At 69.7% G+C, this 18,476-nt stretch carries 16 protein-coding genes; 11 read left to right on the top strand and 5 right to left on the bottom strand.

Annotation, left to right across the window (positions count from 1 at the left end; genetic code table 11):
- Positions 1–118: 118 nt before the first annotated feature.
- On the top strand, positions 119–1,609 hold the full coding sequence (locus tag AC0IY1_RS09375; RefSeq protein WP_055952853.1) for an MFS transporter: 1,491 nt from the start codon (positions 119–121) through the stop codon (positions 1,607–1,609).
- Positions 1,610–2,043: 434 nt separating this feature from the next.
- Here AC0IY1_RS09375 and AC0IY1_RS09380 read toward each other — a convergent pair whose 3' ends face one another.
- Positions 2,044–2,511 (bottom strand): nucleoside deaminase, encoded by a 468-nt coding sequence (locus AC0IY1_RS09380; protein ID WP_471769095.1) that lies wholly within the window; start codon positions 2,509–2,511, stop codon positions 2,044–2,046.
- A gap of 270 nt (positions 2,512–2,781) precedes the next feature.
- Here AC0IY1_RS09380 and AC0IY1_RS09385 point away from each other — a divergent pair, with 270 nt between their 5' ends.
- From AC0IY1_RS09385 to AC0IY1_RS09410, 6 genes are all read left to right on the top strand, one after another.
- A complete protein-coding gene (locus tag AC0IY1_RS09385) occupies positions 2,782–3,012 on the top strand; it encodes an SDR family oxidoreductase (protein WP_471769163.1) in 231 nt (76 codons plus the stop codon).
- Between the two features lie 144 nt (positions 3,013–3,156).
- The gene (locus AC0IY1_RS09390) at positions 3,157–3,564 is read left to right on the top strand and encodes a nuclear transport factor 2 family protein (protein ID WP_471769097.1); all 408 of its coding nucleotides are present in this window, start codon (positions 3,157–3,159) and stop codon (positions 3,562–3,564) included.
- A gap of 122 nt (positions 3,565–3,686) precedes the next feature.
- On the top strand, positions 3,687–3,890 hold the full coding sequence (locus AC0IY1_RS09395) for a CsbD family protein (protein WP_055952842.1): 204 nt from the start codon (positions 3,687–3,689) through the stop codon (positions 3,888–3,890).
- Between the two features lie 1,193 nt (positions 3,891–5,083).
- Positions 5,084–7,144: a pseudouridine synthase gene (locus AC0IY1_RS09400; RefSeq protein ID WP_471769165.1), complete on the top strand. Its 2,061-nt coding sequence runs from the start codon at positions 5,084–5,086 to the stop codon at positions 7,142–7,144.
- The gene (gene rsmD / locus AC0IY1_RS09405; protein ID WP_471769099.1) at positions 7,141–7,698 is read left to right on the top strand and encodes a 16S rRNA (guanine(966)-N(2))-methyltransferase RsmD; all 558 of its coding nucleotides are present in this window, start codon (positions 7,141–7,143) and stop codon (positions 7,696–7,698) included. Before AC0IY1_RS09400 ends, rsmD begins: the two co-directional genes overlap by 4 nt.
- Before the next feature lie 90 nt (positions 7,699–7,788).
- Positions 7,789–8,922 carry a spore photoproduct lyase family protein gene (locus tag AC0IY1_RS09410; RefSeq protein WP_471769101.1) on the top strand — a complete coding sequence of 378 codons (1,134 nt, stop codon included), beginning with the start codon at positions 7,789–7,791 and terminating at the stop codon, positions 8,920–8,922.
- A 15-nt stretch (positions 8,923–8,937) separates the two neighbouring features.
- Here the strand turns inward: AC0IY1_RS09410 and AC0IY1_RS09415 are convergent, their stop codons facing one another.
- Entirely contained in the window at positions 8,938–9,333 is a 396-nt protein-coding gene (locus tag AC0IY1_RS09415; protein WP_471769103.1) for a winged helix-turn-helix transcriptional regulator, read from the bottom strand.
- Positions 9,334–9,409: 76 nt separating this feature from the next.
- Between AC0IY1_RS09415 and AC0IY1_RS09420 the strand changes: the two genes are divergently transcribed.
- Positions 9,410–10,021, top strand: a complete 612-nt coding sequence (locus AC0IY1_RS09420; RefSeq protein ID WP_055952827.1) for an FMN-dependent NADH-azoreductase — start codon at positions 9,410–9,412, stop codon at positions 10,019–10,021.
- Here the strand turns inward: AC0IY1_RS09420 and mutL are convergent.
- Positions 10,018–11,919: a DNA mismatch repair endonuclease MutL gene (gene mutL, locus AC0IY1_RS09425; protein ID WP_471769167.1), complete on the bottom strand. Its 1,902-nt coding sequence runs from the start codon at positions 11,917–11,919 to the stop codon at positions 10,018–10,020. The genes AC0IY1_RS09420 and mutL overlap by 4 nt on opposite strands.
- Positions 11,920–12,080: 161 nt before the next feature.
- Between mutL and AC0IY1_RS09430 the strand changes: the two genes are divergently transcribed.
- The gene (locus tag AC0IY1_RS09430; RefSeq protein WP_471769105.1) at positions 12,081–13,169 is read left to right on the top strand and encodes a glycosyltransferase family 61 protein; all 1,089 of its coding nucleotides are present in this window, start codon (positions 12,081–12,083) and stop codon (positions 13,167–13,169) included.
- A 4-nt stretch (positions 13,170–13,173) separates the two neighbouring features.
- On the opposite strand, the gene AC0IY1_RS09435 is transcribed toward AC0IY1_RS09430, so the two are convergent.
- Positions 13,174–14,202, bottom strand: a complete 1,029-nt coding sequence (locus tag AC0IY1_RS09435; RefSeq protein WP_471769106.1) for a KpsF/GutQ family sugar-phosphate isomerase — start codon at positions 14,200–14,202, stop codon at positions 13,174–13,176.
- A gap of 283 nt (positions 14,203–14,485) precedes the next feature.
- Between AC0IY1_RS09435 and AC0IY1_RS09440 the strand changes: the two genes are divergently transcribed.
- Positions 14,486–16,192 carry an outer membrane beta-barrel protein gene (locus tag AC0IY1_RS09440; protein ID WP_471769108.1) on the top strand — a complete coding sequence of 569 codons (1,707 nt, stop codon included), beginning with the start codon at positions 14,486–14,488 and terminating at the stop codon, positions 16,190–16,192.
- A 61-nt stretch (positions 16,193–16,253) separates the two neighbouring features.
- Here the strand turns inward: AC0IY1_RS09440 and AC0IY1_RS09445 are convergent, their stop codons facing one another.
- The gene (locus AC0IY1_RS09445) at positions 16,254–16,850 is read right to left on the bottom strand and encodes an AprI/Inh family metalloprotease inhibitor (RefSeq protein ID WP_055952817.1); all 597 of its coding nucleotides are present in this window, start codon (positions 16,848–16,850) and stop codon (positions 16,254–16,256) included.
- 531 nt (positions 16,851–17,381) lie between these two features.
- Here AC0IY1_RS09445 and AC0IY1_RS09450 point away from each other — a divergent pair.
- Positions 17,382–18,389 carry a DUF2778 domain-containing protein gene (locus AC0IY1_RS09450; RefSeq protein WP_471769110.1) on the top strand — a complete coding sequence of 336 codons (1,008 nt, stop codon included), beginning with the start codon at positions 17,382–17,384 and terminating at the stop codon, positions 18,387–18,389.
- Positions 18,390–18,476 lie beyond the last annotated feature (87 nt).

Below are 18,476 nucleotides of genomic sequence, written 5' to 3' on the forward strand. Positions count from 1 at the left end.
GGGAGAACCTGTCGAGTTCAGCCGAGATGACTTAACCTTTGCGCGAAGCTTGGCGGAACCGCCGGGCCCCGGGCCGGATTGCCAACAACTGTCGTACAGCACGGTTAATGAGGATTCGATGGCAACCAAGGCCGTGGCGGACCGGGGCAGCGCGAGCGCGGGACCGGCGCCGGAGCGGGTCCCGATGGGGACCGTGATCGACACCGACATCTCCGCCCGGCTCGACCGCCTGCCCTGGGGGCGCTTCCACGTCCTCGTCATCGTGGCCCTCGGCATCACCTGGGTGCTCGACGGCCTCGAGGTCACCCTCGCGGGCTCCCTCGTGGGGGCGCTGCGCGCGGAGCCCATGAGCTTCACCGAGTTCGATATCGGCCTCGCGGCGAGCTCCTACCTCGTCGGCGCCGTCACGGGGGCGCTCGGCTTCGGCTGGCTCACCGACCGCATTGGCCGCAAGAAGCTGTTCTTCATCACCCTGGCGCTCTACCTCGCCGCCACCGCCGCCACGGGCCTGTCATGGAATATCTACAGCTTCTGCCTGTTCCGCTTCCTCACGGGGGCGGGGATCGGCGGCGAATACACCGCCATCAACTCGACGATCCAGGAACTCGTGCCGGCCCGCGTGCGCGGCTGGACCGACCTCGTCATCAACGGCTCGTTCTGGATCGGGGCCGCGTTGGGCTCGTTCCTCTCCATCGTGGTGCTGCGCCCCGGCATGATCGACCCGGCCTGGGGCTGGCGCATCGCCTTCTTCGTCGGCGGCGGCATCGGCCTCGTCATCCTGCTCCTGCGGACCTGGATTCCCGAGAGCCCGCGCTGGCTCGCCACCCACGGCTACGTCGCCGAGGCCGACCGGGTCGTCAGCGGCATCGAGAAGCGCTTCACCGACGAGGGCCACACCCTGCCGCCCATCGACGCGCAGAAGCGCATGAAGCTCAGGACCCGCAGCCACACCCCCCTCAAGGAGGTGTTCGGCACCATGCTGGTCGGCCACCGCAAGCAGACCCTGGTGGGCCTCGCCCTGATGGTGGCGCAGGCGTTCTTCTACAACGCGCTGTTCTTCACCTACGCCCTGGTGCTGCAGCGGTTCTACAACGTGCCCGGCGACCACGTCGGCTGGTACCTGCTGCCGTTCGCGCTCGGTTCCTTCCTCGGGCCGCTGCTCCTCGGGCGCCTGTTCGACACCGTGGGCCGCCGGCCGATGATCGCCTTCACCTACGGCATCTCGGCGATCCTGCTGGCGATCACCGGCTACCTGTTCAAGATCGACGTCTTCGGCCCGGTGGGCCAGACGGCGGCCTGGATGGTGGTGTTCTTCTTCGCCTCCGCCGCCGCGAGCGCCGCCTACCTCACCGTGGCGGAGACCTTCCCCCTGGAGATCCGGGCCCTGGCCATCGCGGTGTTCTACGCGCTCGGCACCGGCATCGGCGGCGTCTCCGGTCCGCTGCTGTTCGGCGCCCTGGTGGAGACGGGCTCGCGGGACAACGTGCTGATCGGCTACCTCGTCGGCGCCGTCCTGATGGCGGTGGCGGCAGTGGTCGGCGGGCTCTTCGGCACCGCGGCCGAGGGCAAGTCCCTGGAAGACGTCTCGAAACCTTTGGCGGCCGCCTGATCCTCTGTCAGCGCCTGCCGGCAACGCGTGAAACGGCCGAGGATGGTCCGTGTTGGTCTGGCACCGACCCTGTCACGCCCATCCCCGGAAGGACCTCATGCGGATCATCCCCACTACGCGCACGCGGGTCTGAGCCAGCAGCCTCCTCGTCGGGGGTGTCCTGGCCGGCGCCCCGGCGCTCGCCCAGGGCAACGCCCCCGCCGAGATCAAGCAGCCCGGCCCGCCGCGCATGACGGCGCCCGGGTCGGCGGACGCACCGGTGGTCAAGCCCGGCGGCCTCGACAAGGGCGGTCCGGGCGCGATCGGCCCCGTCGCACCCGGGGCCATGGGTGCCTCCCGCGCGGCGAGCACTTCCGGGGCCTCCGGCACTGCCGGGCAGAACCTGAAGCCGATCGCCGATACGGGCGGTGGGGGCGGCGGCGGGAGCTGTGCCCTCAGGGCGCGCGACGCTCGGCGAAGAAGGCTCGCAACAGGTCGGCGGCCTCCCCTTCCCGCAAGCCGCCATAGACCTCCGGGCTGTGGTGGCAGGTCGGCTGGTTGAAGAAGCGCGGACCGTTCTCCACGGCGCCGCCCTTCGGGTCCGCGGCCGAGAAGTACAGGCGCCGGATCCGCGCGAAGGCGATCGCGGCCGCACACATCGCGCAGGGCTCCAGGGTGACGTAGAGGTCGCAGCCGCTGAGGCGCTCGTCGTCCAGCGCCTGGCAGGCGGCCCGGATCGCCAGGATCTCCGCATGGGCGGTCGGATCGCGAAGGGCCCGCGGGCGATTGTGGGCGACCGCCACGACCACCCCGTCCTTCACCACCGCCGCGCCCACCGGGACCTCCCCCTCGGACGCCGCCCGACGCGCCGCCGCGAAGGCGAGGCTCAAGGGGTCGGTGGCGGGCGGGTCGGTCTCGGGCATCGGGTGGGATCCTGACGATCGGTGCCCGTTCCTTGGCCGTCGCGCCGCCGATCTGCAATGGCCTGCCCCCGGCGAGAGGCCGGCGCGGGCGCGCGCTCTCCGGCAGCGCGCGCGGCATGCTCCGCCACGACGGGGTCCCACGGTGCCGGCGTCCGGAAGACACCCTTCATCTCCGGTGCCCTGGCCGACCGGCCCAGGGCCCAGGGCACCGCCGTGCTGGCGGCGGCCTGCGCCGCCAGGGAGGCCTTCGCCTGAGGACTTGCGCTGAAACTGGCGCCCCTGCGCGTCAACACGCTCGCGCCCGGGCCGATCGATACGCCGCTCCTGGCGCGGATTCTCGGGGCCCATCGCGACGCCTACGGCGCGACCCTGTCCGAACGCCTGCCGCAGGGACGCCCCGGCACGGCGGACGAGACGGGGGCGGCGGTCGTCTTCCTGATGCGCAACGGCTTCATGAATGGCGAGACGCTGCACGTCGACGGCGGTGCCCGCCTCGTCTGACGGCCCGACGCCAGCGCGGCCGGGTCTTGCGGAAGGCCACGTTCGCGAGGGACCATGCTCGCGAGAGGCCAAAGCCGTGAAAGCCGGCGACGCGCGTGTGCCGTTCACCCTCGCTGTCTCGATCCCGTGAGAGGACCAGCCCCGATGCCCGAGAGTCCCGAGACCCCGCCGCAGGGGGAAATGCCGGATGTCGACACCCTGCTGCGCGCCAACCTGGAGCGCGTCTTCAACGACCGCGCGCCGCATGCGCGTCGCGCGGCGGTGGACGCGCTCTATCGGGAGGATGCCGTCCTGTACGACCCCGCCGGTTCCGTACAGGGACGCGTCGCGATCGCGGACCTCGCCGGCCGGCTCCTGGAGCAATTCGGACCGGGCTTCCGGTTCACGCCGGTCGGAACGGCGACGGGGCATCACGGGCTGGCGGCCCTGCGCTGGCAGGCCGGGCGGGAGGAGGGTCCCGTGACCCTGACGGGGACCGACGTCGCCGCGATCTCTGATGGGAAGATCCAGACGTTGTGGGTGCTCATCGACCCGCCGCAGACCCCTGGGTGAGGGGGATCCGGTTCACGAGGATGTTAAATGGCGGAACATCGCCCCGGCGTGGCCGTTGGACACGGCAATACGGCTTGGTTGAAGCAGAACCGAGCTGTCAACCCGAAGACGAGGAGCGCACGATGAGCAGCACCACCGACAAGATCAAGGGTCTCGCGAACGAGGCCGTCGGCAACGTCAAGCAGGGCATCGGCAATGCGACCGATAACGACAAGCTGAAGGCCGAGGGTAAGGCCCAGGAACTGAAGGGCGAGACCCAGAAGACGGTTGGCGACGCCAAGGATGGCGTCAAGAACGCCGCCGACGCGGTCAAGAGCAAGCTCTAAGTCTCTCGACCCCGGAGCATAGATCCGGGCGCGACGATCTCGGAAAGGCGGCGCAAGCCGCCTTTTCGCGTGTTCGAGGCCTGCATCCACCGAACCCGCGGCCCTTGCGCGCGGGATCACTCGCAACACGGCGTCCGCTCTGTTATGGGGCAGGCATGACCGACAAGACTGACGACACCATGGGCAAGTCTGAGGACGCGCCTGCCAAGACCTCCCGTTCGAAGCCCAAGGCCTCGACAAAGCCAGCGACCAACACCGCGGCGGCGTCGCGCAAGACCGTGGCACCCGAGACTGGCGAACCCAAGATTGTGGGACCCAAGACCGCGGGCTCCGAGTCCGGGGCGCTCAAGACCGGGGCACCGAAGACCCGCGCGTCCGCGCCCGTCACAGACGCGGTCGCGGCGACCGCGAGCCGGCCCGCGAAGGCGGGCAAGGCCGGTTCTGCCGACGCTGACCCTGTGAAGTCGGGCGGTGCCAAGTCCGGTGGTGCCGAGTCTGGCCCTGCGGAGGCGAAGACATCGCGCGCGACGGCGTCGGACGCTCAGCCCTCTGACGCGAAGGCACCGAAGGGGAAGTCGGCGAAGCCGGCCTCGTCCGAGAAGACGCCCGCGGCCGCGGAGCCCGTGAAGGCCACGGCCGCGAAGGCGGCTTCCACCGAGGCGAAGTCGGAGACGGGCAAGGCCGCGACGGCCAAGGTCGAGCCGGTCTCGTCAGTGGCTGCCAAGGTCTCGCCAACCAAATCTTTGCCGGCCAAGTCCTCGCCGAAAGCCGAGCGCGTCGAGGCTGAGAAGCCGGCATCCGCGAAGGCCAAGGCGGCTCAGGCCCGGACCCCTCAGGACAGCTCCGAGGAAGCGTCCAAGGCGGCCCCCGCGGCTGCGCGCGCGGTCACGGAGTCGGCGCGAGCGAAGCCCAATCCGGCGAGGGCGTCCAAGGCCAAGGCGGCCGACGCCGCGCCGGCCGAGGCTGTGGCCGCCGAGACCAAGGCGCCCGCGCCCGAGGCGGACCTGTCCACCGCCAAACCGGCGTCCGTGCCCGCGGCCAAGCGCGCCAAGCCGAAGCCGGCCGAGGTGGCGCAGGCTGCCGACACCAACGTCTCCGAGCCGAAGGCTCCGGCCGAGCCCTGGGCTCCGGCCACCGATGCCGGTATTCCGGGGCCTTCGGCCGAGGAGAAGCCGAAGGTTCGGCACGCCGCCATGCCCCGCGGCGGCGACGCGCCCCTGCGCCGCAAGACCGCCGTGGCGAAGCCCTCCCAGCCGGGGCCCGAGGCCGCGGCGTCCGCCGGTCCGGCCCGCGACGAGGGCACGCCCGAGGGCGACCGCATCGCCAAGGCCATCGCCCGCGCGGGTATCGCCTCGCGCCGGGACGCGGAGGCCATGATCGAACAGGGCCGCGTCACCCTCAACGGCAAGGTGCTGACCTCGCCGGCCATGAACGTGACGCCCGACGACCGCATCACCGTCGACGGCGAGCCGCTGCCGGCCCGCGAGCGCACGCGCCTGTGGATCTACCACAAGCCCCGCGGCCTCGTGACCACGGCGCGCGACCCCGAGGGGCGCCAGACCGTCTTCGAGAACCTGCCCGAGGACCTGCCCCGGGTCGTCGCCATCGGCCGCCTCGACATCAACACCGAGGGGCTGCTGCTTCTCACCAACGACGGCGGCCTCGCCAAGGTCATCGCCCATCCGGATACCGGGTGGCTGCGCCGCTACCGCGTACGCGCCCACGGCGACACCACCCAGGCCGAGCTCGACAAGCTGCGCCGCGGCGTCACCATCGACGGCATGGATTACGGCCCGGTGGAAGCGAGCCTCGACCGGGCCTCCGGCGACAACCTCTGGCTGACGCTCGGCCTGCGCGAGGGCAAGAATCGCGAGGTCAAGCGCATCCTCGAGCATCTCGGGCTGGCGGTGAACCGCCTGATCCGGCTCTCCTTTGGACCGTTCCAGCTCGGCGACCTCGAGGCGGGCCTGACCGAGGAGATCCGCACGAAGGTGCTCAAGGAGCAGCTCGGCCCGGCCCTCTCGGAGCAGGCCGCCGTCGATTTCGAGAGCCCGGTGCGCGAGCCGATCGCGCCCTTCGGCTCGCCGAAGCAGCAGGCCAAGCAGCCCGCCCGCAGCGCCTCGGCGGCCCAGCGCCGCGAACCGCGGGGCTACGACGACGAGGCACCGCGCGGCGGTGGCCGTCCGATGGCACCGGCCAAGCCCGTCCGGGTCCCCACCGGCGGCAACAGCGCCGGTCCGCGCCGCTCCGTCTGGCGCGCCGAGGACGAGGCCCGTTCCGAGGACGCGCCGCGCCGAGTCAAGATCCCGCGCCGGGGAGCCGATCCCAAGGCCGAGCGTGAAGCCGCCGCCTCCCGGGGCCGCGAGCGCGTCGGCGCCATCAGCACCGGCGAGCGCCGCGTCCTGGTGGAGCGCCTGAAGTCGAGCCCGCAGGAGCCCGCCGCCGAGCCGCATCGCCGCGACAGCGCCGTGCGTCGTCGCGGGGACGAGGACGCCCCCCGCGAAGGCCGCTTCCCCCGCGCCGAGTCCCAGGCGCGCCCTTTCCGGCAACCCGACGATCGCGCCTCCGGTGCGCGTGCCTCCGGTGAGCGTGCCTTCGGAGCCCGCCCCGCCGGAGATCGGCCTGCCCGCGGCTTCGGCGGCGAAGGCCGGCCGCCGCGCCGGGAGGACGACCGTCCGCGCGGAAACTTCCGTTCGCAGGACGGGGCCGAGCGCCGCGGTCCGCCGCGCGGCAGCGAGGACCGTCCGCGGGGTCCCTTCCGCAGCAACGCGCATCGCAGCGAGGGCGGTGACGATCGCGGTGCCCGTCCAGCGTCCCGCGGCGCACCCGCCCGGGACGGCTTCCGGGGCGACAAGCCGAGCGGCTTCCGGGGCGACAAGCCCAGCGGCTTCCGGAGTGACAAGCCGAGCGGATTCCAGGGTGACAAGCCCAGCGGCTTCCGGGGCAACGACCGCCCCGGCGCTGACCGCGGCGATCGTGGGGATCGCGGTGATCGTGGCGGCTTCAAGGGCGGTGCGGCCCGTCAGGACGGCGAGCGCGGCGGCTTTAAGGGCGCCGGCAAGCCCGGCGGCGGCTTCAAGGCTGGCGGCAAGCCGGGTGGTTTCGGCAAGCCGGGCGGCTTCAGCAAGCCCGGCGGGTCCGGCAAGCCCGGTGGCAAGCCGGGTGGCTTCAGCCGCGGCGGCTCCGGTGGTGGCAAGCCCGGCGGTGGCAAGCCCGGCGGCGGCGCCCGTCCGCCCCGCGGTGGCGGACGGTGAGGATCGTCGGCGGCGATCACCGTGGTCGCCGCCTGGCCACGCCGAAGACCGACGCGATCCGGCCCACCTCGGACCGGCTCCGCGAGGCGATCTTCAACGTCCTCGCGCACGCCTATGACGACGCGGTCGTCGGGGCCCGGGTCCTCGACCTGTTCGCCGGCACCGGCGCCCTCAGCTTCGAGGCGCTGTCCCGCGGTGCGGCCTATGCCCTCCTGGTCGATGAGGGCGCCGAGGCCCGGGCACTGATTCGCGAGAACATCGACTCCTTCGGCGCCGAAGGGGCGACCCGCCTGTTCCGGCGCGACGCCACCCGGCTGGGCCCGGCCGGCACCAGCGGCACCTTCACCCTCGTGTTCTGCGACCCGCCCTACAACCGCGATCTCGCCCCCGCGGCCCTGGCCAGCGCGGCGACCGGTGGCTGGCTCGCCCCCGGTGCCCTCGCGGTCATCGAGGAATCCGCGGGCGTCCATGTCGCCCTGCCGCCCGGATTCACCGAGCTCGAGCGCCGGGTCTACGGCGATACCGCCCTCGCCTACGCGCGCTACGCCGCCTGACGCGCGACCTCGACACGACCCTCCTGGTATACGGGCGCGACCCAGGCGCGCGCGGCGGACCTCGACGGCGCCCGGGCGCGTTCCGCTTTCATGGTCCTCGCCGAACCCCGAACCGCCACCCCGGACATCGATCCGGTCGCGTCCGCGCCCTCCCCCGGCCCGCGTCCGTCCCGCCTCTGGCGCCCGCGGCGCGTCCTCGTTACCCCAGCGGCCCTGGAGCATGCGCATGGCCGCGCAATGGCGGCCCGCGCCGAAGCCCTCGGCCTGCCGGTCGAGTACCTGGCGGCCAACCGTCTGACAGGGTTGCGAAATCCGGATCCGCGCATTGCCTATCGGGAGGCCAAGGCGACCCTCGCCATCGTGGTCGCACCGCCGACCAAGCTCAGGCTTCAGCCGATTCCCCCGAGCGCCGACTGGCGCTTCGACCTCGCTGAGGGCTGTCCGGCCCATTGCCAGTACTGCTATCTCGCGGGCTCGCTGTCCGGCCCCCCCGTGACGCGGGCCTACGCGAATCTCGACGCGATTCTCGACAACCTGCCCGCCTATCTCGGCCAGGGCGCCATCACCTCGACCCAGGCCGATCGTGCTCACGAAGGTACTACCTTCGAGGCCTCCTGCTATACCGATCCCCTCGGTATCGAACATCTGACCGGCTCGCTCTCGGCGGCCATCACCCGTTTCGGCGCGTGGGACGCGCCGGTTCAACTCCGTTTCACCACCAAGTTCGCGGCGGTGAAGCCCCTGCTCGGCCTCGCGCATCATGGACGGACCCGCATCCGGTTCTCGGTCAATGCGCGCTCGGCTTCGCGCTACGAGGGCGGAACGGCGAGCTTGGACGCGCGTCTGGCGGCTCTCAGGGCCGTCGCGGAGGCCGGTTATCCGGTCGGCCTCACCATCGCGCCGATCCTACCCGTGCCGGATTGGCAGGACGCCTATGCCGGCTTGATACGAGACGTCTCCGGAGCGCTTGCTGGCGTGACGGACATCGATCTCACCGTTGAACTTATCACCCACCGCTTCACGCCTGGTTCGAAGAACGTGCTGCAGGGCTGGTATCCCGGTTCGGATCTGCCGATGACAGAAACGGAGCGAAGCCGAAAGCTGACGAAATTCGGATCCGTCAAGTACGTGTTTCCACGAGACCTGATGCAAAGCATGCGCACTTACTTAACTGAAGAGATCCGGAGCGGCTTGCCGCAGGCGCGCATTCTTTACTGGACTTGAGCTCTCACCCCGATTTCACGTCGGCGAGGCTTCATCGAAGCGAGTGCGCGCTTCCTGGATCGCCGGAAGATTCGAGAATGCCCAAGCTCCCAGGGCCTGAACGGGATCCTGCAGGGATCGTCCGAGATCCGTGAGTGCATATTCCACCCGCGGCGGAACGGTGGGATACACGGTCCGGGAGACGAGGCCGTCGCGCTCGAGACCCCGGAGCGTAAAGGTCAGCATCCGCTGGGATACGCCGCCGACCAGTCGCTTCAGCTCGTTGAAGCGCCGCGGACCATCCGTCAGCATCATCACCACGAGAATGGTCCACTTGTCGCCGATCCGCGACAGGACCGTGCCGACGACGCGGCAATCGCCCAGGTTGTGCGGTGTACGCGTCTCGGTTCCCTCGTTGTGCCCCGGTTCCACGAATGTGCCTCCTTGCGCGTAAGCGCGTCTGGTCCTCTATACCGCCTCGGTACACTTCTGATACCGGGAATCGAAGATGAAACTCCTGCACGTCGACGGAAGCATTCTGGGTGAGCATTCGGTCAGCCGCGCGGTTTCGGCCGCGATCGTCACGCATTTGAAGGCGGGGGCACCGGATCTCGATGTCACCCATCGCGATCTCGCCGCCACACCGATTCCGCACCTTTCGGGCGCCTACCTGGCAGGCCACCAGCCGAACGCGACGAACACCCCCGACATCCAGAACGATGTCGAGCTCGGCCGGACCGTCCTCGCCGAGTTCCTCGCCGCCGACATCGTGGTGATCGGCGCGCCGTTGTATAACTTCACGATTTCGTCGCAGCTCAAGGCCTGGATCGATCGCATCCTCGTGGCCGGCCAGACCTTCAAGTACACCGAGAGCGGCGCTGTGGGCCTTGTTCCGCAGAAGCGAGTCATCGTCGCCGTTGCCCGCGGTGGTCTCTATGGAGCCGGAACACCGAACGCAGCGGCGGAGCATGCTGAGACCTACCTGCGCGTGGTCCTGGGCTTCATCGGCATCACGAATCCAGAGATCATCGTCGCCGAGGGCATCGCGCTCGGTCCGGACGCCCGCCAACAAGCTCTCGACGCTGCTCTGAAGGCCGCCTCGAACCTGCCTGCCGCCTAACGCCGTCCGAAGAGCCGCTCGATGTCGTGGAGCTTCAGCTCCACGAAGGTCGGGCGGCCATGGTTGCAGGTGCCGGCAAGCGGCGTCGCTTCCATCTCGCGCAGGAGTGCGTTCATTTCCTCCGGGCGCAGGCGCCGGCCCGCGCGGATCGAGCCGTGACAACTCATCCGCGACAAGATCGCGTCCAGGCGCCGTCCGAGGGGGCCTGCACCTTCGTCGGTGCCGTCGGGGCTCTCATCTTCGAGACCGCTCTGGCTGAGCGCATCGAGAATATCGGTGACTAGGTTTCGGATCGAGGCGTTGGCGAGAGCGGCCGGCACCTCCCGTACCAGGACCGCGCCCGAGCCGAACGGCTCGAGCGTCAGGCCCAGCCGGTCGAGATCGGGGGCCGCGGCCACGAGGCGCTCCGCCTCGCCGGGTGCCAGCTCTACCACGTCCGGAATCAGCAAGCCTTGGCGGGCGATGCCACCCCGGGCGCGTTCGCGTTTCAGGCGCTCGTAGACCAGGCGCTCATGTGCGGCATGCTGATCAACGAGGACGAGACCGTCGGCTGTCTGGGCGACGATGTAGGTTTCGTGCAGCTGCGCCCGCGCGGCTCCGAGGGGGTGATCCTGTTCCTCCACTGGCTCCAGAACCGGGCGCAGTTCCGCTGCCGGGGGCGCAAAATCGTGTTCAAAGCGGGCCTGATGAGCCTCGGCCAGACCTGTGAGCCCTGGCGACCGCGGAACCGCCTGGCGATAGGCATAGGGCGCGGCGATGGACGGCAGCGCGCGCGGGAGGTTCGGCGCGGGGATCGGGTAGGCACTGGTGCCGGAATGAACGGCAAGACCCGTTGGCCGCAACGCGTCCAGCGTACGGGTGGTGCCCGTGGTGGAGCCACGCAGACCGGCTTGGCGCAGCGTCTCGTGGATCGCGCTGACGATCAGGCTCCGGACCAGACCAGGATCGCGAAAGCGTACTTCGGTCTTGGCTGGGTGTACGTTGACGTCCACCAGCGCCGGGTCGCACAGGATTGCCAGCGCCAGGACCGGATGGCGGTCGGAACTCATCGTATCGGCATAGGCGCCCCTGACTGCGCCGAGCAGCAGGCGGTCACGAACCGGGCGGCCATTGACTGTGAAGTGGATCTGGCTGGCAGCGCCTCGATGGAAGCTCGGCAGGCCGATATGACCCGCAAGCCCGAAGCCCTCGCGGGCCATCTCGAGGGCCAGCGAATTCGATCCGAATTCGGCGCCGAAGACGCCGGTCAGCCGGCGGAGCGTCGCGGAAGAACCTGTCTCTGTCTCGGCCGGGAAAACCAGCGGAGTTCCGCTTTCAGATCGCAGCACGAGCCGGATTTGGGGCTGCGCGACTGCGAGCCGGCGCAGGATATCGCCGATCGCTGCGGCTTCGGCCCGGTCGGACTTGAGAAATTTCAGCCGCGCAGGAGTGGCAGCGAAGAGATCGGAAACCTCGATCCGCGTGCCGCGCGCGCTGGGTGCTGGGCGGACCTCGCCCTTGATGCCTGCATCTACCGTGAGGGTTACGCCAGTCTCGGCCTCGGCCGTACGGCTGGTAAGGGTCAGGCGGGCGACCGCGCCGATCGAGGGCAAGGCCTCGCCGCGAAAGCCCAACGTTTCGATGCAGGTTAGATCCCCGCTCGGGAGCTTTGAGGTGGCATGCCGCTCAACTGCAAGCGCTAGATCATCCGCATCCATGCCGGCCCCATCATCGACCACACGGATCAAGCGTCGTCCGCCTCCTTCGATCGTGACTTCGATGCTGCGTGCGCCGGCATCGATGGCGTTCTCAACGAGTTCCTTGACCGCCGAGGCGGGCCGCTCGACGACTTCGCCGGCGGCGATACGGTCGACGAGGATCGGATCGAGGCGACGGACGGGGCGAGGTGGCGTGGACATGCGGAGGAAACTATAGGTGCCCTTGGACCCAGCCGAAAGGCCACGCTGGAAACGTTGGTTCCTGCCACAGCCGCTGACACTTCCACTCACGCACACACCACCGAAAACAAAATCAACGGAATGAAGATCTTGCGATTCCATCTCGAAGGGCTTGTCCACGCGTGAGGGCCAAGCTGCAGCGCTGTCGCACCGTATGGGGCCGCACCGAACAGCGCGATTCACTTCCAGGGCTGCGTACGGTCACCAACGCCCTATACCAGCCGGCGACTCCGGACGGGAGCTGGGCGCTGTGCGATGCTGATGGGACCATCATCGAATTCGGCGCCAATCCGATGCTCACGGACGTCGTCGATGAGGCGGACGATCGCCCGATGCTCTTCATCGGTCCGCTGATTACCCATTACGGCCATTTCCTTCTCGGCACTTTCGCGCGCCTCTGGCCTCTCCTCTCCTGGATGGGGCCGAAGCCGCGTCTCGTCTGCTACGCGGAAGGGCCGCTGGATGCGCTGCACGCGGAATGGGCGACGCTACCGTTCCTCGCCGATATTCTCGCCCGCTTCGATCTGACCGTCGAAGACCTCGTCACCTTCCAGAACGTGACCCGCATTCCGAAGCTGCTGGTTCCGGAGCCGAGCGTGAAGGAGCAGGACTTCACCCATGCGATCTACGGCTCGCTGACGCACTATACCGGCGAAGCATTCTACGAACCGGCCGCCGTCGATCAGGAAACGCGGCCGATCTACCTGTCGAAAGCGAGATTGGGATCGGGGATCTCACGGCTGCGCAACGAGGATGCGCTGTGCGAAGCTCTGGCGCGGCAGGGGGTGGACATCGTCTTCCCGGAGACCCTGCGGTTTCCCGAACTGGTTCGACTGCTTTCGGAGCGGACAATGGTTCTTGGAACGGCAGGTTCGGCGTTTCACACGGCCGTCTTCGCAGCCCCGAACCGTCGGATCCTGGCGTTGAATTGGACACCCCCGGTTCACGCCAACTTTCCGCTGCTGGATGCGCTCAATGGCACGCAGGCGCGGTACTACTTCGTTCCTGGGAGTACGATCGGAGAGGAGCCGGGATTCCATTTTGGCTGGTCGATCCCAGACCCCCAGGCGGTCGCCACCGAGATGCTGGAGCGCGCCAGGGCCTTCGACAGCCTCGACGCTCGCGATGCTGCCGAGGACGCGGCGCGGTGGCGAGCCAAGTGGATCCCCGGCTGGAAACCGGTCCAGCGCTGGCTCGATCGCCGCCTCTAAAGGCTCAGGCGACGCCCGAGCGGAGCAGATCGTGATAGTGCACGAGCCCGACGGGGCGATCGTCCTCGACGACGATCAGCGCCGTGATCTTCATCGATTCCTGGATTTCCAGAGCCTTTGCCAGCAAGGTTTCGGGGGCTACCGTCCTTGGCTTGCCGCTCATCAACGCCTCGACCGCGAGGCTATCGAGATCCGTGCGGAAGACGTTGCGGCGCAGATCGCCGTCCGTGAGAATACCCGCGAGGCGTCCATCGGTGTCTACGACGACCACCGAGCCAAACCCTTTCGCATCGATCTCGGCGATGGCCGCGCGCATCGGAGTTCCGCATGGGACCACCGGCAGCTGAGACCCGGTATGCATCACTTCGCGAACCTGACGCAGCGAGGCGCCGAGGCGCCCGCCTGGGTGGTAGATGCTGAATTCCCGGGCGGAGAACCCGCGCGCTTCGAGGAGCGCAATGGAAAGCGCGTCGCCGAGGGCGAGCTGCATTGCCGTGGACGTCGTGGGCGCCAAACCGTTCGGGCAGGCCTCGCGTGCCTTGGGAAGGGTCAGGCAGATGTCGGCTTCGCGGCCGAGCGTCGATGTGCTGTTGGACGTGATGGCGATCAGGCCGACGCGGTAGCGACGGGCGTAGCCGATGATATCGGCAAGCTCCGTCGTCTCACCTGACCAGGACAATGCCACCACGACGTCCTCGGGCTGGATCATGCCCAGATCGCCGTGGCTCGCCTCGGCGGGATGAACGTACAGGGCGGGCGTCCCCGTCGAGGCCAGTGTCGCAGCAATCTTGCGCCCGATATGGCCCGATTTGCCCATGCCCGTGAGGATGGCGCGACCTTTGGCGCGGGAGATGCGCGACACTGCATCGGTGAACGCCGCGCCGAGCCCGTTGCCGATGGATTCCATCAAGCAGGCAAGTCCGTCACGTTCCGTCTCGATCGTCCGCAGGGCAGACGCGACGGCCGGCGAGAGCGTCGAATCCGAGGGGATGAGGGCGGGGCGCAAGGCCTGGGCGCTGTCTGCTGGAGCCATACCGGCCCGTATCCTTCTGGTAAGATCGCGTGCGCGTGAGCCGCCACGGTTGTCTGCCTATGAAGACAGATTGTGGTCGGATGGCGACTCCCCGGCCCGTCCAGCTATCATCCGTCCTACGTTGACGCCCCATTAACCGTGCCGGTTGTAGGCCTGTTAACCATGAGGTCGGGGCGTCTTCCGTTGGGAGGTGATCTGGCGTCGTCCGCCTCGCGCATCCGCAGGCGGTCCATGTCTCGAAGCGCCGATATCGGCGTTCAGGTCAGCGGAAAGACGTCGATCCGTGACACGCGCAGGGCCGATTGCAGGATGGCGCAGCCAAGGCCTTCGCGGCTTTGCTCTGATCGCGGCTCTCACGCTCCCGTCCTACGCCGAGGCTCAGGCTCTCCCATCCGGTGCCCCGGAGAATGCCCTTGGAACGCCGGCCGTGGGCGATGTCCAGCCGCTGGGCGCGGGCCTGCGAGGCAGCGCCGTCTCGGGCAGCGGCGTCCTGAACAGCAACGGCTCTGCGACCGGCGGAGAGACGGCCGGCAACGGGGGGCTGGCCACGCGTGCCCTGGCCGGAAGCCGGTCCGGGAGCGCCCTCGCCTCCGGCGGAACGAATGGACCCAACAATCGCGGGCTCACCAATCTTCTGCGGCTCCGGGCGATCCCGCCCCGGCGCTTCGGGAACGCCACGGTCCGGCCGGTCCGCTCGATCACGCAAGTTCCCTCGTACGATCTGCGTCTGACGCCGGTGGTGCGCAGTGCCGTGAGCGGCGTCCCGCTGCCGACGGTGCTGCCGCTTGCCGGCGTCCAGACGCCGGGCTTCTTTCTCTCGACGGCGCTGCGGCGTCCGATCACGATCGACGAGGCCTACGCCCCGCTCGGGATCAAGGTCGGGACCTTCACGATCCTGCCTGCGATCCAGCAGAGCATCGGCTACGACACCAACCCCGACCAGATCACCAATCGGCTGGCCAAGCCGTCGCTGGCGCTGCGGACGGACGGTGAATTGAGCTTTCGGAGCGACTGGTCGTCGAGCGAACTCACCGGTGATTTGCGGGGCGGCTACGTCGATTATCCGGACAATCAGGGGGCCAGTCGTCCCAACGGAGCGGGCGTGACCCGGCTGCGGATCGACGCGAACCGCGATACCCGGATCGATGTCGAAGGCCGATTTCTCCTGGAAACACAACGCACTGGCACGCCGGACCTGGCGGCCGCCACGGCAACCCGGCCGCTGATCGCGAGCTATGGCACGACGATCGGCGTCACAGAGCGCTTCAACCGGGTCCAGGTGTCGCTGCGGGGATTGCTCGACCGCTCCGAGTTCGAGGATGCGCAGCTCTCCGATGGCACCATCCTGCGCCAGAGCGATCGCAACCTGAACCAGTATGGCCTGCAACTCCGGGCTGGATACGAGATCTCGCCCGTCATCACGCCCTTCGTCGATGTCCTGGCCGACACGCGCGTCTACGATCTCCGCGTCGATTCATCGGGAATACGACGCGATTCCGATGGCATCACGCTCTCGGGCGGCGCGACCTTTGCGCTGACGCGCTTCGTCACCGGCGAAATCTCGGCGGGTCTTCAGCATCGCAGCTACGTCGACCCGGCTCTGCGCGATCTGACGGCGCCCGTGATTACGGCGGCGCTGATCTGGAGCGCGAGCTCGCTCACCACGGTCCGCCTGAATGGTGCGACGGGGGTGATCGAGACGTCGGTGCCCGGTTCGAGCGGTGTCCTGACACAGACCGCGACGCTGGAAGTTCAGCACGACCTGCTGCGCAATCTCTCGCTGACCGGCGGCATCAGCTACCTGTCGAACGACTATGACCGGGTGAACATCACCGAGCGCGGATTCTCGGCGACGGCGCGGATCGACTATCGCTTCAACCGCTGGCTGGCGATGCGGGGGAGCTACATCTACCAGCGCCTCGACAGCACCTCGGCCGGTTCGAGCTTCCACGCCAACACGTTCCTGCTCGGGCTGCGCGTCAATCCGTGACGCGCAGACCCGATGTCCGCTCGCGGTATACCGAGAGGGTCGTGTCGAGGTTGCGCGGTTCTCAGCGCACCATCGCGAGCGACGCGCCGGATTTCGACAGCGCACCATCGAGAGCCCCGCCGCCCTGGCGCAGCCGGGCCGCGACGGTCCCGCCGGGCTGGTAGAGGTAGACCTCGCCGTCGCGGTAGTCCCAGGCCGTGACCTTGGACAGGTCCTTGTTCGGGCAGCCGGAGGCACTGGCCTTGTAAAGGTCCAGGGCCGGGGCGCTCGACAGGGAGACCTTGCAGCTCGCGCCGGTGGCGTCCTTGGCATTCCAGGACCCGACGACGGACGAGCGGCCGCTCGCCACCACCGGCGGCGGGGCCGGCGCGACGGGGGGCGCCTCCGGGGCGATGACCGGGGTCGACGGGGCGACGGCGACGTTGACGCCCACCGGAGGCGGCAGGTCGGCCGGGGCCGCGGTGGCGCCCGGCGGCGGGGCCAGCGGCTCCGAGGTGACCGGGCCGGACGGCATGGCGGGGACGACCGGCTCCAGGGCCGCCTGGGGGCCGGGGGCGATCCGGCTGCGGCTGGGCCCCTCCAGGCGCTGCGAGGCGCAGGCGCCGAGGCTGGCGGCGAGCGCGAGGACGGCGACTGTCGACAGGAGCGAACGCGGCATCGATGTCAGGTTCCGAATGGGAGCGGGCGCGGAGCCCGGGGGCTCCGCATTTCGGCCTGCGTCACCGGCAATTGCGCTGGCGGCAAGGCACCGGCGTCCGGCGGTGCGGGATTTGCCGGGACCACGCGATGTTTGGCGGCGGGTGTGGCGTTCGTGCCTCAGGGCCCGGGTCCGAGCCCGCGGCCCGTCTCGCCAGCGGGCCGCGCGGCCACCCGCCCCTGTCCCGGCGGGCCGATTCGGATCCCGGCGCGACACGCGACGAACCGCGCAGACAATCGCGGTCCGGACGGAAATGTGGCGACACGGGTTCGACAGTCTCGCGCCTGCCGTCGGGCAGATCCCATCAGTAGAGCGTTCCAGTCCACAAGACGTTGTCCAGTTTCGGCACAATCCTGCCTCAGAAACGCCGAGCCGACCGGGTGGGATAGCCCTGTGACGGACAGCGCGGTCTCGCGCCCGTCACCCGCGTCCGGACGGACGCGGAACGAAGGCCCGGCACGTGCGCCGGCCCATGCAGGGGATGGATCGACCATGGCTGAAGCTGCCGAGCGTTCCCTGCCGGTCGGACCGGGGCGCGCCGCCCGCGGCCTCGGGATCGCGGCCCTCCTCCTCGGTGGCGGTGCGGCGGGGTTCGTCGCCTGGTTCCATGCGCCGGCCGAGAGCCCCACCCGTGTGACGCCGATGGTCCATACGGTGCCGGGACCCGTCGGTCCCGACGCGTCCCCCGCCTCGGCGGTCGCCGGCCTGCGATCCGACGACCCGGCACCCGCGGCGTCGAGCGACCCCTCGCCCGGGAGCGTCGCCGAGGCCGCGGCGCCCGCCGCCGAGACCACGCCCGAGATTACGCCCGAGACCGCAGCCACGACCGCGGCGGAGACGCCGGCCGCACCGCCTGCCCTGGCGGCACGCTGGGTGCCGCTGCCGGTGCCGCGGCCCCCGGAATTCCGCGCCGGGCGCCTCGCCGCACGGGCGGCGCGCACGGCGCCCGCCCGGACCGCCGGTGCGGTGGCACCGCCGCCGGAGGACAACCGCTCCTTCATCGAGAAGCTGTTCGGGGTCGAGAGCCCCGAGCCGCCGCGGCTCGCCTACGCGGCCCTGGAGACGAAACCGGTCGACAACGTCTTCCGGCGCGCCCTCAGCGCCGTGCCGACCAGCCCGACCGGCGGCGTCGCGGTCTACGACATCCGCGCCAGGGTCGTGACCCTCCCGAACGGGGAGAAGCTCGAGGCGCATTCGGGGCTGGGGGAGAGCATGGACAATCCCGGCCACGTCCACGTCCGGATGAAGGGGCCGACGCCCCTCGGCACCTACGACATCCGCGAGCGCGAGCAGCCGTTCCACGGCGTCCGCGCCCTGCGTCTCACCCCCGTCGGCGGCCCCGAGACCATCCACGGCCGGGTCGGTCTCCTCGCCCACACCTACATGCTGGGCGCGAGCGGCGCCTCGAACGGTTGCGTCTCCTTCCGGGACTACGACAGGTTCCTGCAGGCCTACCTGCGCGGCGAGGTCCAGCGCCTCGTCGTCGTCGCGGGCGGCTAGGCCCGCGCGGCCTCTCGACGCCGGGTCGCGAGGTCCGGGCGCGCGCCGGGTTCATCCGCGCTGCTGAGACCCGCTCGCAGGGGCCGC

It is taken from the genome of Methylobacterium sp. AC690 (assembly GCF_979256535.1).

Coding starts and splice junctions, on each gene's coding strand:
- AC0IY1_RS09375 (WP_055952853.1), top strand. CDS start 119: ATGGCAACCAAGGCCGTGGCGGACCGGGGCAGCGCGAGCGCGGGACCG.
- AC0IY1_RS09380 (WP_471769095.1), bottom strand. CDS start 2,511: ATGCCCGAGACCGACCCGCCCGCCACCGACCCCTTGAGCCTCGCCTTC.
- AC0IY1_RS09390 (WP_471769097.1), top strand. CDS start 3,157: ATGCCCGAGAGTCCCGAGACCCCGCCGCAGGGGGAAATGCCGGATGTC.
- AC0IY1_RS09395 (WP_055952842.1), top strand. CDS start 3,687: ATGAGCAGCACCACCGACAAGATCAAGGGTCTCGCGAACGAGGCCGTC.
- AC0IY1_RS09400 (WP_471769165.1), top strand. CDS start 5,084: ATGCCCCGCGGCGGCGACGCGCCCCTGCGCCGCAAGACCGCCGTGGCG.
- AC0IY1_RS09410 (WP_471769101.1), top strand. CDS start 7,789: ATGGTCCTCGCCGAACCCCGAACCGCCACCCCGGACATCGATCCGGTC.
- AC0IY1_RS09420 (WP_055952827.1), top strand. CDS start 9,410: ATGAAACTCCTGCACGTCGACGGAAGCATTCTGGGTGAGCATTCGGTC.
- mutL (WP_471769167.1), bottom strand. CDS start 11,919: ATGTCCACGCCACCTCGCCCCGTCCGTCGCCTCGATCCGATCCTCGTC.
- AC0IY1_RS09435 (WP_471769106.1), bottom strand. CDS start 14,202: ATGGCTCCAGCAGACAGCGCCCAGGCCTTGCGCCCCGCCCTCATCCCC.
- AC0IY1_RS09445 (WP_055952817.1), bottom strand. CDS start 16,850: ATGCCGCGTTCGCTCCTGTCGACAGTCGCCGTCCTCGCGCTCGCCGCC.
- AC0IY1_RS09450 (WP_471769110.1), top strand. CDS start 17,382: ATGGCTGAAGCTGCCGAGCGTTCCCTGCCGGTCGGACCGGGGCGCGCC.